Raw genomic sequence first — 12966 nt, 5'->3', positions numbered from 1 at the left:
TCACTGAGAACGGAGGCGGGCCGTGACGGCTGCCGGCTATCGCGTCGCCCCGGCCCGCCTCGACACCGTGGCGAGCGAGTTCGGCACGCGGGCGGACACTCTTTCCTCGGCGCAGTCGGCGGTGGCGGGCGAGAAGGTCCCGGCCGCCGCGTTCGGCCACGTCAGCGCGTCCGCCGCGGCGGCCAAGACGTTCGAAAAGACGATGACGGAGCTGGGCGGGAAGCTCGGCTCCGACGTGACGCTTCTCCGTAAGCTCCAAAGTGGACTGACGTCCTCGGCCGCGGGGTACCGGCGGGCCGACGCGCAGGTCGCCGCGATGTACCGGGCGCTCCTGCCGGAGGATCCCCTGCCGTCGGCCGGGAACCCCGCCGGGATCGGCGGTTCGGCCGACACCGGCGCGTGGGCGCGGGCGATCGAGGAGAACCGCGTGAAGGTCGCCGACGCTTTGACGGCCGAGCGCACCCGGCTCGCCGCCCTGACCGACGCCGACGAGATCGCGCGGTCGCGGTCGCGGATCAAGCTGTACGAAGACATCCTCGCGAACGACCGGCAGATCCTGAAGTTCGACCCGTCAGGCAACGGCCGGATCGCCGAGCTGGTCGGGCACATCGAGCCGGGGACGCGCAACGTCGGGCTGTTCGTGCCCGGCGTCAACACGCAGATGTCCAACTTCGACGCCTACGCCGGCCTCGGGCGCAGCCTGGTGGCCGCGGACCCGACCGGGCGCACGGCGATGGTCGTCTGGGCCGACGGCGTGTTCCCGCAGAACCCGGTGGTCCAGGGCCCGGACGCGAGCTACGCGCGGACGATGGCGCCCGATCTCAAGAACTTCACCGACGACCTGCGCGGCGAGATCGCGAGCCACGCGGGCTCCGACGTCACGCTGACGGCGATCGGGCACAGCTACGGCGGCGCGACGGTCGGGCTGGCCGAGACGCAGGGCCTCGACGTCGACCGCGTCCTGCACGTCGAGTCGGCGGGCATGGGCCACGGCGTCTGGTCGCCGGCGGACCTGCCGGCGAGCCAGGCGGGGGTGCAGCGGTTCTCGATGACGGCGCCGCTCGACCCGATCGAGATCGCCCAGGGCAACGCGTGGGGCCTGGAGTGGACCGGCATCGGGCACGGCGCGGACCCGGACACGTTCCCGGGCGTCACGGAGCTGGAGACCGGGCGCGACGCGGACGGCTCGCAGTTGTGGGGTCTCTCCTCGCACAGTGACGTGCTGAAGCCGGGTTCGGAGTCGTGGACGAACATGTACCGCGTGCTCACTTCCGGGCCGACCACGGCCAACGGCACCTTCGACCCGCATGGCATCCTCGAGAACGGCGTCGAGTTCCTGAACGACGGGGGTGTGCTGCGATGAGCCTCGAATTGGACCGCCTGGCGGGTGAGCTGACCGAGGTGATCGACGACGTCGCGGCGGCGTTCGGCGACTCGGCGGACCAGACGGTGAACGGCGAGCTGGACTGCGACCCCACCCGGCCCGGCCACCTCCTGTGCTGGCAGTACGGCGTCCGCCTGGAGCACCCGGGCGACCCGGAGCGCAGCCTGACCGAGGTGGTCCTGCCGACTTTGGCCGGCCAGGGCTGGCAGGCCCACGACCGCAGCACCCCGCGCGAGCTGATCGCCCGCTTCAGCCGCGACGGCGCGGACTTCACAGTCCACGTGGCCCGGGCCAGCCACGCGGTGGCAATAATCGGCTCGACCCGCCCAGTCCCCGCCTGACCCGAGTCGACCCCCAATCACGAGTGATGCCCCTCCAATCACACGAGATGCCCCTCCAGTCACGCGAGATCGCTCCCTGATCACGCGAGTTCCGCCTCCAATCACGCGAGTCCCGGTTTCCAGCACGCGAGTCCCGCCGAACCGACCCTCCAGGTACGCGAGCCGACCGTCCAGGTACGCGAGTTCGCCGTTCCGGTACACCGAACTCGCGTGCTCAGAACCGGTTCTCGCGTGATTGAGCGCGTAACTCGCGTGATTGAGCGCGTAACTCGCGTGATCAGAGGGGCATCTCGCGTGATTGGGCGGGCATCACTCGTGATTGCAGGGTCGACTCGCGTGATCGGGGAGTCGACACGGGTCAGGGGGTGAAGCGGGAGGGGCGCCAGCCGCGGCGCCGGGCCCGGCGGACCGCCGCCACCGCCACTCCGGCGGCCGCCGCGAGAGCCACGCCGGCCAGGGCGATCGTGCCCGCCGCGATGTCGGACGGCGCCGGCGTCGGAGCCGCCGCCGGGATCACCGCCGGAGCCGAACCCGAGACGGGAACCGCGCCCGGCGGCGGGACGTCGGCCGGCAACGTCGAGGACACCGCCGCGTACGCGTCCAGCACTCCCCAGCCCAGCCGCGGGTCGTGGCCGCCCGAACCCGCGCGGTGCGCCGTGAGCTCGAGCCGCGTGACGACCTGGTCGCCGGTCAGGTCCGGGTGGTACGCCCGGACCAGCGCCGCGACGCCGGCGACGTACGCCGCCGCCAGTCCCGGGTCGGTCACCGGCCAGCGGTGCGCCACCGCGCCGCCCGCCCCCGCCGACGTGCTGACCAGCTCCGCTCCCGGCGCGGCGACGCCGACGTAGTCCCCCGCCTCGGTCTGCACCGGCTCGCCCGCGGGGTTCACCGACCCGACGGACAGCACTCCGGGCGTCGCCGTCGGGTACGACCGCGCGCCCTGCTGGGTCGCCGACGCCGCCGAAACCACCACCACGCCTTGGGAACGCGCTCGCGCGACCGTGCCGGACAACGCCGGGCTGTCGAACGCCGCGGGCACCGCGATCAGGACCACGCTCGCGTGCCGGTCGACCGCCGTGTCGATCGCCTCGGCCAGCGCGCCCGGGTCGCCACCGCCGTCGGACGCCGACGAGCCCGAGCCTTCGGTGTACCGGATCGGCAGCAGGTGAGCGCCGGGCGCGACGCCGGCGAACGTCGTCGACGCGTCCGGTTGCGCGCCGACGATCCCGGCCGCGATCGTGCCGCGGCCGTCGCAGTCCGACCGTTCGGTGCCGGCCCCGCCTTCGAGCTGCCCGGGCGCGAACTGCGTGTTCTGCTCGTCGACGCCGGTGCCGAGCACGGCCACCAGCTGGCCCTCGCCCCGGGTCAGCGGCCAGAGCCGCGCCGGGTCGACCAGGCGCTGGCCCCACGGGACCTCGCCGGTGTAGGTGCCGGACGGGTTCGCGCACTGACCTTGGGCGAACGCCGCCGGCGCGCCGGACACGGCCACGCCTGCCACGAGACCCGCGACCGCGAGCAACGCCGGTAACCGCACCCGAACCCCCGAACGAAAAGACGGTGGCGGAAAACAACTTCCGCCACCGCCAGTTTACCCGGGAAAGCCCCTTCAGCGAAGGTCCATGCCCAGATCCAACGCGGGTGAAGAGTGGGTCAGCCCGCCCACCGAAAGATAGTCCACACCGGACTCGGCGTAGGCCCTACCACGGTCGAGGGTGAGCCCACCAGAGGATTCCAGCCGCGTCTTCGGGGAGACTTCGTCGCGGCGCGCCACCGCTTGCCGGCACTCGTCCGGCGTGAAGTTGTCCAGCAGCACCTCGTCCGCCGCGGCCGCCAGCGCTTCCTCCAGCTGGGCCAGGGTGTCGACCTCCACCTCGCAGGCCAGTTCCGGCGCGTGCGCCCGCGCCGCGGCCAGCGCCGCGGTCACCGAACCCGCGGCGACGACGTGGTTGTCCTTGATCAGCACAGCGTCGCCCAGCCCGAGCCGGTGGTTCACGCCGCCGCCGCACCGGACGGCGTACTTCTGCAGCAGCCGCAGCCCCGGCAACGTCTTGCGGGAGTCCCGGATCGCGCAGCCGGTACCGTCCACTTCGGACACCCACGCGGCGGTCGCGGTGGCGACGCCGGAGAGGTGGCACAGCAGGTTCAGCGCCGTGCGCTCGGCCGTGAGCAGCCCGCGCACGGGACCGCGCAGCACCAGCGCGGGCTCCCCCGCGACCAGCCGCTCGCCGTCCTCACGCCCGGCCAGCACCTCGTAGCCGTCGCCCAGGACCATGTCGAACACGGCCAGCGCGACCGGCAGCCCGGCGACGACGCCGTCCACGCGCGGGGTCAGCTCGGCGACCGCGGTCGCGTCGGCCGGAACCGTCGAGGCGGTCGTCGCGTCCGGCCCGTAGCGCAGGTCCTCGCCCAGCGCGGTGGAAACCACCCGCGTCACGTCCTCGACGTCGAGACCCGAAGCCGCGATGAGCCGCCGGACTGGTTCGGAGATCGGGAAAGTCATGCCACGCCCTCCAGGGGAATCGGGTCGGCCAGCACCGGCTGGCCGGACGGGCTGAGCCGGATGAGCTGGCTGCGCCGCCAGGTTTCGGACGGCGCGGGGAAGTCGGTCCGCACGTGACAGCCACGCGACTCGGTGCGCCGGACGGCCGCGGCGAGCAATGCCTGCGCCACCACGGTCAACGCCGCGTCCTCCACCGCCGCGTGCGTCCACAACGGACTGTCCTGAGTCGACAGGTCGAGCACGGAAACCGCCGCTGCCAGGCCGTCGGCGTCCCGGCCGATCGCCGCGTACCGGCTCATCACGCGCTGCAGCGCGTCCCGACCGGCAGCCGGCGCGGCGGTCCACGACGGCAGCCGGCCGCGCGAAGGATCGGCCAGCAGCCCGGCCGCGAGGTCCGCCGAAACGGCCTCCGCGACGCGCTGCCCGACGACCAGCCCTTCGAGCAAGCTGTTGGACGCCAACCGGTTCGCCCCGTGCAGCCCGGTCCGCGCCACCTCGCCGGCGGCGTACAGCCCCGGCACCGACGAACGTCCGTCCACAGTGGTCGCCACTCCGCCGCACGAGAAGTGCGCCGCGGGCGTCACCGGGATCGGGTCCGAAGCCGGGTCGAGACCCAGCGCCGCGCACGCCGCGAAGACCGTCGGGAACCGCTGGGCGAACCCCGCGATCGACGTCGCGTCCAGGAAGACGTGGTCGTCGACCCCGCCGGGCGCGGAAGCCATCCGGCGCGTGATCGCCGCCGCGACGACGTCACGGGGCGCCAGGTCGCCGAGCGGGTGCACGCCCGCCATGACCGCCCGCCCGGCGCCGTCGACCAGCGTCGCGCCTTCGCCGCGAACGGCCTCGGTGACCAGCGGGCAGCGTCCCCGCGCGCCCGGGGTGTACAGCACGGTCGGGTGGAACTGGACGAACTCGATGTCCGCCACGGTCGCCCCGGCCCGCAGCGCGAGCGCGAGCCCGTCGCCGGTGGCGATCTCCGGGTTCGACGTCGCCTGGTAGAGCTGCCCGATCCCGCCGCTGGCCAGCAGCACGGCCGGTGCCCGGACGACGCCGGGAACGCCGTTCCGGTCGAGCACGGTGACACCCGCGACCCGCCCGCCCGGCGTGCGCAGCGCGTCGACGGCGATGTGGTGCTCCAGCACCGGCACCCGCGCCTGCCCGGCCTGCGCGACCAGGGCGCGTTCGACCTCGGCGCCGGTGGCGTCACCGCCCGCGTGGATGACGCGGAACGCGCTGTGCCCGCCCTCGCGGGTCCGGGCCAGCAGGCCGTCACCCGAAGAGTCGAACGTGGCGCCGTCCGCCCGCAGCCGGGCGATCGCGGCCGGGCCGCCGTCGAGGATCGAGCGGGCGGCGGCCTCGTCGACCAGCCCGGCGCCCGCGGTGAAGGTGTCCTCCGCGTGCTTGGCGACCGAGTCGTCGAGGTCGTGCTCGTCGTCCAGGACCACGGCGACGCCACCCTGGGCCCAGCGCGTGTTGCCGTCTTCGACCGCCGCCTTGGTGATCACCAGGACGTGCAGCCCGAGACTCTGGGCACGGAGCGCCGCGGTCAGCCCCGCGACGCCGCTGCCGATCACGACCAGGTCCGCGCGAGCTTCCCAAACCGGGGTTTTCGCCCGTGGGTCATTAACCGGCGTGGTCATTCCCCGCCGCCAGGCTGCCCGATCTCGATCATCCGCTGCACCGAGGCACGCGCTTTCGACGCCGTTTCGAGGTCGACGTGGACCTCGTCGAGACCGTCACGCAGGCACCGCAGCAGGGCGGCGGGCGTGATCATCTTCATGTACCGGCAGGACGCCCGGTCGTTCACCGCGCGGAAGTCGATGTCCGGCGCGGCCTTGCGGAGCTGGTGGATCATGCCGATCTCGGTGGCCACCAGGACGCTCTTGGCCTTGGTGTCGCGAGCCTCGTGGACCATGTCGCCGGTCGAGAGGATCTTGACCCGCTCCGGCGCCACGGCGCCCTCGCCGGCCAGGTAGAGCGCCGACGTCGCGCACCCGCACTCGGGGTGGATGAAGAGGTCGGCGTCCGGGTCTTCGGCCGCGCGCTCGGCCAGCTCGGCGCCGTTGATCCCGGCGTGGACGTGGCACTCCCCGGCCCAGACGTGGATGTTGTCCCGGCCGGTCACGCGCTTGACGTGCGCGCCGAGGAACTGGTCCGGCAGGAAGAGAACCTCCTGGTCAGCCGGGATGGACGCGACGACGTCGACCGCGTTCGAGGACGTGCAGCAGATGTCCGTTTCGGCCTTCACCTCGGCCGTGGTGTTTACGTAGGAAACGACCACCGCGCCCGGGTGCTCGGCCTTCCAGGCGCGCAGCTCGGCGCCGGTGATGGAGTCGGCCAGCGAGCAGCCGGCCCGCGCGTCCGGGATCAGGACGGTCTTCTCCGGCGCGAGGATCTTCGCGGTCTCGGCCATGAAGTGCACGCCGCAGAAGACGATGGTGGAGGCGTCGCTGCTCGCCGCGATGCGGCTGAGCGCGAGGGAGTCGCCGGTGTGGTCGGCGATGTCCTGGATCTCCGGGACCTGGTAGTTGTGCGCGAGCAGAACGGCGTCGCGCTGCTTCGCCAGGCGCCGCACCTCCTCCGCCCAGGCCGCGTTCGCCTCGACCCCGCCGAACGGGGTGAGGCCTTCCGGAACCAACGTGCTGGTCATCTGGCCCTCCTGGACCTGTCTCCGGTTTTCGCCTTATAATCGAAAACCGTGCGAAGTCATCTTAACACCCAGGCCCCCCTGGCCCACGAGGTTTTGGGCGCGGTCCTTCAAGTGCGCTCGGACACACTGCGGGTCCTCCTCTGGCGCCGGGCGCTCGACCCGCACCTCGGCCGCTGGTCGCTTCCGGGCGGGCGCCTGCGGCCCGACGAGGACGTCGAGACGTCGGTCCGGCGCCAGCTCAAGGAGAAGGTCGACGTCCGCCGGATCGAGCACGTCGAGCAGCTCGCGGTGTTCAGCGACCCGCACCGGGTGCCCGGGCCGCGCGTGGTGGCGACGGCGTTCCTGGCGCTGGTCCCGTCCGACGCCGACCCCGAGGTGCCCGAGGACACCGAGTGGCACGACGTCGCGAAGCTGCCGCGCACGGCGTTCGACCACGAGGCGATCGTGCTGCGCGCCCGCGACCGGCTGCGCTCGAAGCTCTCCTACACCAACCTCGGGTTCGCGCTCGCGCCCGAGGAGTTCACCATCTCCGCGCTGCGCGGGCTGTACTCGGCGGCGCTGGGCTACCGCGTCTCGGCGACGAACCTGCAGCGAGTGCTCTCCCGCCGCGGCCTGCTGGTTCCCACCGGCCACACGGCCGCGCCGGGCCGCGCGGGCGGGCGGCCGGCGGCGTTGTTCTCCTTCGCTGGCAAGGGCATGCAGATCACCGATCCGTTCGCGGTGTTCAAGCCGCCGAACCGGTGACCATCCTGCGGGCCGGGGGCGCTGCCCTTACGGTTGACCCGTGACCGAGCCGGAATCGGAAAGCGACGCGACGACGACCTTGCTGCCGTTGTTCCCGCTGCAGACGGTTCTGCTCCCCGGAACCAAGCTGCCGCTGCACATCTTCGAACCGCGGTACCGCCAGCTGACCGCGGACCTCGTCAGCGGCACCGTGCCGGGGCGCGAGTTCGGCGTGGTGGCCCTGCGGTCGTCCCTGACCCGTGAGGTACGTGGTCTGGACCAGCTGTACGAGATCGGCTGCAGCACGGTGCTGCGCGAGGCGAAGCGCCTGCCGGACGGCCGGTTCGACGTCGTGACGCAGGCCCAGCGCCGCTTCCGGCTCACCGACCTCGACTGCGTGTCGGCGCCGTACCTGATCGCGTCGGTGGAGTGGGTCGACGACGACCCGGTGACCCCGGCCGGCGACATGGCCGAGCGCCTGGCGGTGGTCGCCCGCACGGCCCACCGCCGGTACTGCGAAACGGCGTGGCGCAGCGACGACTGGAACACCCCGGACGCGGACACCGAACTGGCCGAGCTGGCCTACCAGCTCGCCGCGGACTGCCTGCTGCCCCTGGAAGACCGCCAGCGGCTGCTGGAGGAACGCCACCCCCTGCGCCGGCTCCGCATCGCGTGCCGCCTGCTGACGCGGGAGGCGGGCTTCCTGGACACGCTGGGCGCGGTACCGCTGCCTCCGGGCGAACTGACCGACCTCGGCAAGCCGGCCAGCCTGAACTGACGGCACGCAGGGCCCCGCCCTTCCCTGGGGGCTGACCCCGGTCCAGTCTATCGATCCACCCCGACGAAACCGGCCGCGAAGCGGAAATCCGCCGCAGTTGTCCACAACCGGGGCCCCTGGGGACAGTCACTCCCCGGCGCCGTTCCCAGCGCCGTTGCCGTTGCCGAACTTGTTCCACACCTTGCCCGCCGTGCTGGAAACCGCTTCGCCGACGTCGCTGAACACCTTCGTCAGCGGGTCGGCCGACGAGCTCCACGAGTCCTTGTACGACTTCGCCGCCGACTTGAGGTCGTCCTTCCAGTCGGACGTCGGCGTGTCGTCGTCGCGGCGCGGGTAGTCGCCCGCCAGGATCGCCCGGTACTGCTCCGACGCCGCCCACCTCTGCAGCTGCGCCGCGCGGACCACCGCGAACGGGTGCGACTCCGTCTCGACGAACTTGAGCTTGAGGAAGCTGTCGCGGATGTCCTCGACCGACTCGTACTCGGCCGCCTGCTGCAGGAACGACGGGATGTCGATCCGGGCCGGGTCGATGCCGCCCGCGATCTGGATCTGGGCGCGCAGCGCGGCCGTCGGGTCCTGGCCGCACAGCAGCCCGGCGCGGTCGCACGACAGCTCGGCCTTGCGGAACCACTCGCGCAGCGCCGCGATGATCGCCCGGAGGCCGAGCGCGCTGACCGGCGTCCACGACATCGCCAGCTGCAGGCCGATGAGGCGCACCATGATCGTGCGGTAGACCACGTGCCCGGACAGCACGTGCCCCATTTCGTGCCCGAGCACGAACCGCAGGGACTCGTGGCTCATCAGCTCGACGAGCCCGGTGGTGACGCGGATGAACGGCTCGTCCATGCCGACCGCCTCCGCCTGGATGCGCGGGTCCTGGTAGACGAACAGGTTCGGCACCGCCGGCAGGTCGAGCGTCTCGGCGCACTCGTGGCGCAGCCGGTCGAGCTCCGGGTACTGCTTGGGCCCGACGCGGATCGACGACGCCAGCGCCATCAGCCGCTCGCCGCGCTCGTTGTAGAACCCCGAAACGGTCTTGACGACCTGGGCGAACCCGGGCACGGCTCGCAGCGTGGCGAGCGCGCCGCGGTCGACCGGGTGCTCGTAGGCGCGCGGGCTGATGCCCGGGAAACGGACGGCGTGGTGCCGCGAGACCTCGATGTCTTCAGTCACTGAACCCCCTGTGATCGAAGCGACCAGCTTAGGGGGAGACCGCTTCAGCCCAGACGGCGGCCGAGGTCGTCGCGGCCGTTCCAGGTGGCGAGCAGGCTGTACACCAGCGTCACGCCGAGCGGGCCGGTGAGCAGCACCCACCACGACTCCAGGCGGGGCGCCAGTTCGATCACCGAGCCGAGCGCGGGCGGGCTGGAGATGGCGTAGTGGCTGTTCGCCCAGCCGACGCCCAGCAGCATGGCCAGGGCGCTCGCGAGGGCGACGCCGAGCACGGCGGCGAGGAACACGACCGGTCCGCGGCGCTCACGCAGCAACCAGACGACAATGCCGACGACGATCCCCAGCCCGAGCGTCATCAGCCCGAAGACGGCGAGGTCGTCGAAGCGGTGCCAGCTCTCCAGCTCGAGGGCGCCCTGGGTGCCGTCGGAGCCGATGATGCGCACGCGCTCCGGCGGCGCGAGGCGCGACCACGCGAAGGCGAGCGGGAAGCTCAGCAGGCTGAGGGTGCCGAGCACGCTCACGGCGGGCAGCAGGTCGGCCTTGACGACGACCCGCGGCCGCCGCTCCCGGAACAGCACGGGCACCGACCACGGGCCGGCGACGGCCGACGGCCGGTGCGCGGGCCCCGACGACTCACTCACCCGGACTCCCTCCTGCGACTGTGCGACCGAGCGTAACCGGTCGGTGCGTGAGCGCGGTGAGCCGCCGGCCGTGTCGGCCGGCCGACGTCAGCCGCTCGCCGTCTCGCCGTGGCGGCTGCAACGGGCCGTCCAGCCCAGCGGGCTCACCTGGACCACCAGCCGCCGCGCGCAGAACGTGCAGTAGCGCGGCGGCTCCAGTGCCGTCCGGGGGTTGTGGCACGCCGGGTGGTCGGCACCGCCGTCCGACTCTTGTCCACAGTGGACGCAAAAAGCAGCGTCAGAGGCTGTCACTGAGCGCCTTGATGGGCATCTTGAGCTCGTCGAGCATCTCCAGGTCCGCCGAAGCCGGGCGGCCCAGGTTGGTCAGGTAGTTGCCGACGATGATCGCGTTGACGCCGCCGAGCATGCCCTGCTCCGCGCCGAGGTCGCCCAGCGTCAGCTCACGGCCGCCGGCGAAGCGCAGCATCGTGCGCGGCATCGCGAGCCGGAACGCCGCGACCGTCCGCAGGGCGTCCTTGCCCTCGACGATTTCGTAGTGCTCGTACGGCGTGCCCGGCTGCGGGATGAGGAAGTTCATCGGCACCTCGTGCGGGCTCAGCTCGGCCAGCTGCACCGCGAACTCCGCGCGCTGCTCGACCGTCTCCCCCATGCCGATGATGCCGCCGCAGCAGACCTCCATGCCCGCGTCGGCGACCATCCGCAGCGTGTCCCAGCGCTCTTCCCAGGTGTGCGTCGTGACCACCGAAGGGAAGTGCGAGCGCGCCGTCTCGAGGTTGTGGTTGTAGCGGTGCACGCCCATCTCGACGAGCTCGTCGACCTGCTCCTGCGTGAGCATGCCGAGCGAGCAGGCGATCTGGATGTCGTTGCCGTCCGCGCGGATGGCCTTCACGCCCTCGCGGACCTGCGAGAGCAGCCGCTTGTCCGGGCCTCGGACGGCGGCGACGATGCAGAACTCCGTCGCGCCGGTCTCGGCGGTCTGCCGGGCGGCCTTGACCAGGTTCGGGATGTCCAGCCACGCCGAGCGCACCGGCGTCGGGAAGCGGCCGGACTGCGAGCAGAAGTGGCAGTCTTCGGGGCAGCCGCCGGTCTTGAGGCTGATGATGCCCTCGACCTCGACCTCGGGGCCGCACCAGCGCATCCGCACGTCGTGCGCCAGCGCGAGCAGGTCGGGCAGCCGGTCGTCCGGCAGCCGCAGCACCTCCAGGACTTCGGCTTCGCCCAGGCCGACGCCGTTTTCGAGGACGTGCTCGCGCGCGTAGGCGAGGACATCGGTGTCCGGGACTGCGGTCACGGCGTCTCCTTGGTCGTGGTGGAAGCGTCCCTCATCGTGCACGAAGGCACGGCGGGACGACAGCGACGCAGGTCACTTCCCGGCGGAAGCGCAGCCGGCGAAGAGCTCGGGGTCGAATTCGCCGCCGAACCACGGCGAGAGCCCGGCCCGCGCGGCGGACAGGAACTCCTCGGGCGAAGCCTCGCCGAGCCCGGCCGGCAGCACGCCGAGCAGCGGCGCCCCGGCCGCGACCGGCAGGTCTTCGAGGTTGGACAGCGCCGCGAGGTCCGGTTCGGCCGGCCACGAGCCGATGATGACGCCGGCGACGGTCAGGCCGCGCTTGGTGGCGACCTCGGCGGTGAGCGCGGTGGCGTTGAGCGTGCCGAGGCCGGCCTCGGCGACGATGATCACGAGCGAGCCGAGCGACCAGGCGACGTCGGCGAGGCTGGAGCCGGCTTTGTCGAAGCGCACGAGCAGGCCGCCGGCGCCTTCGATCAGGGTGAGGTCGTGGTCGGTGTCGAGGTCGGACGCGGCCCGCGCGATCTCCCCGGGATCGAGCGGGGGAAGGCCACTGCGCCGCGCGGCGGCCTCCGGCGACAGGGGGTCGGGGTAGCGCCGCAGCTCCCGGGTGGTGACGCGGTCCCCGGCGAGCCGCACGACGTCCTGCAGGTCACCGGCCTCATCGGGGCCGACACCGGTCTGCGCGGGCTTCAGGACGGCCACCCGCTGCCCACCGGCCACCGCCAAGGCGGCGATGGCCGCCGTGGTGATCGTCTTGCCGACCCCGGTCCCGGTCCCCGTCATCACCAGCATGGTCACGGACCATCAACTTAGTGACTGCGGGAGGGAGTGCGCACCGCGGGCACCGGATGAGCCGGGGCGACGGAGGAGGATGCCCTGGTCGGCGACGGTTCCGGGTCGTGGGCGGTGGGGCCCGGCCCAGGTGTGGCCCCGGGCGACGAATCTCCGACCGGGGGCGGGCCCGGGGCCGGTGGGCCCGGCCACGGGTGAGTCGGCCACGGGACCCGGCTCGACCGGAGGCGCACCGCAACGCGGCCGCACCGGCCCGACGGCGCCGGTCGCAACTCGCCGACGGAACCGGACTCACGCAACGCAATCCGCCCGCGACGCCGGGGCACTTGCCCCGCACCGGACCAATTCGAGTCAGGCCGGGCCGTGGAGGGTCGGCTCGCGCACTCAGACGGTCGGCTCGCGTACCTGGATGGTCGGTTCGTGCACCCAGGGGGTCGGTTCGTGCACCCAGGGGGTCGGCTCGCGTACCCAAGCGGTCGGCTCGCGCGCCTGAAGGGTCGGTTCGCGTACCCAGCGGGACGGCTCGCGTACCCAAGCAGTCGGCTCGCGCACCTGGAAGGTCGGTTCGCGTACCCAGGCGGTCGGCTCGCGTACCTGGAGAGTCGGCTCGCGCACCCAGGCAGCCGGCTCGGCGGCGGGCGGCGGAGCCGGGCCTACAGCGGGCCGCGCGGGCCGGGCCCCGGTGGACCCGGC

General features: G+C 72.8%; 13 protein-coding genes. 4 read left to right on the top strand and 9 right to left on the bottom strand.

Going from position 1 to position 12966, the window contains the following annotated elements:
• Window positions 1-22: 22 nt before the first annotated feature.
• Together AB0M83_RS26270 and AB0M83_RS26265 are read left to right on the top strand one after the other, a co-directional pair.
• Window positions 23-1363, top strand: coding sequence for an alpha/beta hydrolase (locus AB0M83_RS26270; protein ID WP_364521030.1), 1341 nt, complete (start codon window positions 23-25; stop codon window positions 1361-1363).
• A complete protein-coding gene (locus tag AB0M83_RS26265; protein ID WP_364521029.1) occupies window positions 1360-1725 on the top strand; it encodes a hypothetical protein in 366 nt (121 codons plus the stop codon). The genes AB0M83_RS26270 and AB0M83_RS26265 overlap by 4 nt, the downstream gene beginning before the upstream one ends.
• Window positions 1726-2083: 358 nt before the next feature.
• Here AB0M83_RS26265 and AB0M83_RS26260 read toward each other — a convergent pair whose 3' ends face one another.
• The 4 genes from AB0M83_RS26260 to nadA form a co-directional block, all read right to left on the bottom strand.
• The gene (locus AB0M83_RS26260; protein WP_364521028.1) at window positions 2084-3214 is read right to left on the bottom strand and encodes a S8 family serine peptidase; all 1131 of its coding nucleotides are present in this window, start codon (window positions 3212-3214) and stop codon (window positions 2084-2086) included.
• 117 nt (window positions 3215-3331) lie between these two features.
• Window positions 3332-4225: a carboxylating nicotinate-nucleotide diphosphorylase gene (gene nadC, locus AB0M83_RS26255; protein ID WP_364521027.1), complete on the bottom strand. Its 894-nt coding sequence runs from the start codon at window positions 4223-4225 to the stop codon at window positions 3332-3334.
• The gene (locus AB0M83_RS26250; RefSeq protein ID WP_364521026.1) at window positions 4222-5865 is read right to left on the bottom strand and encodes an L-aspartate oxidase; all 1644 of its coding nucleotides are present in this window, start codon (window positions 5863-5865) and stop codon (window positions 4222-4224) included. The genes nadC and AB0M83_RS26250 overlap by 4 nt, the downstream gene beginning before the upstream one ends.
• Window positions 5862-6875 (bottom strand): quinolinate synthase NadA, encoded by a 1014-nt coding sequence (gene nadA / locus AB0M83_RS26245; RefSeq protein WP_364521025.1) that lies wholly within the window; start codon window positions 6873-6875, stop codon window positions 5862-5864. Before nadA ends, AB0M83_RS26250 begins: the two co-directional genes overlap by 4 nt.
• 111 nt (window positions 6876-6986) lie before the next feature.
• Between nadA and AB0M83_RS26240 the strand changes: the two genes are divergently transcribed.
• Both AB0M83_RS26240 and AB0M83_RS26235 read left to right on the top strand, forming a co-directional pair.
• The gene (locus AB0M83_RS26240; protein WP_364521024.1) at window positions 6987-7619 is read left to right on the top strand and encodes an NUDIX domain-containing protein; all 633 of its coding nucleotides are present in this window, start codon (window positions 6987-6989) and stop codon (window positions 7617-7619) included.
• A 40-nt stretch (window positions 7620-7659) separates the two neighbouring features.
• Window positions 7660-8376, top strand: a complete 717-nt coding sequence (locus tag AB0M83_RS26235; protein ID WP_364521023.1) for an LON peptidase substrate-binding domain-containing protein — start codon at window positions 7660-7662, stop codon at window positions 8374-8376.
• A gap of 126 nt (window positions 8377-8502) precedes the next feature.
• Here AB0M83_RS26235 and AB0M83_RS26230 read toward each other — a convergent pair whose 3' ends face one another.
• The 5 genes from AB0M83_RS26230 to bioD all read right to left on the bottom strand — a co-directional run bounded on the left by AB0M83_RS26230 (window position 8503) and on the right by bioD (window position 12279).
• The gene (locus AB0M83_RS26230; protein ID WP_364521022.1) at window positions 8503-9549 is read right to left on the bottom strand and encodes a M48 family metallopeptidase; all 1047 of its coding nucleotides are present in this window, start codon (window positions 9547-9549) and stop codon (window positions 8503-8505) included.
• Window positions 9550-9593: 44 nt separating this feature from the next.
• Complete coding sequence (locus tag AB0M83_RS26225; RefSeq protein WP_364521021.1) at window positions 9594-10190, bottom strand: DUF2567 domain-containing protein; 597 nt, start codon at window positions 10188-10190, stop codon at window positions 9594-9596.
• A gap of 87 nt (window positions 10191-10277) precedes the next feature.
• Entirely contained in the window at window positions 10278-10481 is a 204-nt protein-coding gene (locus tag AB0M83_RS26220; RefSeq protein ID WP_364521020.1) for a hypothetical protein, read from the bottom strand.
• Window positions 10468-11481: a biotin synthase BioB gene (bioB, locus tag AB0M83_RS26215; RefSeq protein ID WP_364521019.1), complete on the bottom strand. Its 1014-nt coding sequence runs from the start codon at window positions 11479-11481 to the stop codon at window positions 10468-10470. Before bioB ends, AB0M83_RS26220 begins: the two co-directional genes overlap by 14 nt.
• A gap of 72 nt (window positions 11482-11553) precedes the next feature.
• A complete protein-coding gene (bioD, locus tag AB0M83_RS26210) occupies window positions 11554-12279 on the bottom strand; it encodes a dethiobiotin synthase (protein WP_364521018.1) in 726 nt (241 codons plus the stop codon).
• Between the last annotated feature and the right edge of the window lie 687 nt (window positions 12280-12966).

The organism is Amycolatopsis sp. NPDC051106, assembly GCF_040682775.1.
In the GTDB taxonomy this organism is placed as follows: Bacteria; Actinomycetota; Actinomycetes; order Mycobacteriales; family Pseudonocardiaceae; genus Amycolatopsis.
The sequence above is the reverse complement of the archived record's forward strand: the minus strand, read 5'-3'. Positions and strand labels throughout refer to the sequence as shown.

Excerpts from the sequence above, each read along its gene's own strand:
- AB0M83_RS26265 (WP_364521029.1), top strand. The coding sequence starts at position 1,360 with ATGAGCCTCGAATTGGACCGCCTGGCGGGTGAGCTGACCGAGGTGATC.
- nadC (WP_364521027.1), bottom strand. The coding sequence starts at position 4,225 with ATGACTTTCCCGATCTCCGAACCAGTCCGGCGGCTCATCGCGGCTTCG.
- AB0M83_RS26250 (WP_364521026.1), bottom strand. The coding sequence starts at position 5,865 with ATGACCACGCCGGTTAATGACCCACGGGCGAAAACCCCGGTTTGGGAA.
- nadA (WP_364521025.1), bottom strand. The coding sequence starts at position 6,875 with ATGACCAGCACGTTGGTTCCGGAAGGCCTCACCCCGTTCGGCGGGGTC.